Source organism: Arsenicibacter sp. R0_47 (assembly GCF_057652235.1).
This window is the reverse complement of the sequence record NZ_JBYFCJ010000120.1, coordinates 1-452: the sequence shown is the minus strand read 5'-3', so window position 1 is coordinate 452 and position 452 is coordinate 1. Positions and strand designations below refer to the sequence as shown.

Annotated in this window: 1 protein-coding gene; it reads right to left on the bottom strand. The window is 65.0% G+C overall.

Features of this window, described 5'->3' with window-relative positions:
- Nucleotides 1-452: Ig-like domain-containing protein (locus tag AC23NW_RS36285; RefSeq protein WP_487455604.1), on the bottom strand; the 452-nt coding region annotated here is incomplete at both ends.

Genomic DNA, 452 nt, shown 5'->3' with positions numbered 1-452 from the left:
GGACCCGCATAACCGCCCGCCGGTGTGTACGTGTAGCTGCCGCTGGTAGCCACCACTATCGTCCCGTGTACCGTCGGGAAGCTGCCCGCCGTGTAGGTCAGGGCCAGCGGAGGACTGTTCGGATCGCTGTCGTTGGTGGCCAGACTACCGCCCTTCGGCGTGTTCACCAGCGTGATCAACGCATCATCCACCGCCACCGGTGCCAGCGTTACACCCGGCGTCGGCGTTGGTTTCACCAGCACCGTCACCACTGCCGTCGCACACAACGGACCCGGATTGCTGCCCTGATCACACACCGTGTACGGGAAACTCACCACACCCGTGAAGCCCGAAGGCGGCGTGTAGCTCACCGTGCCGTTGGCGTTGGCAACGGCCGTACCAACCGATGGCTGACCCACCGACACCGTCGCGCTCAGCAACCCGTTGTTCGACGTGCCGCTGTCCGGATCCGT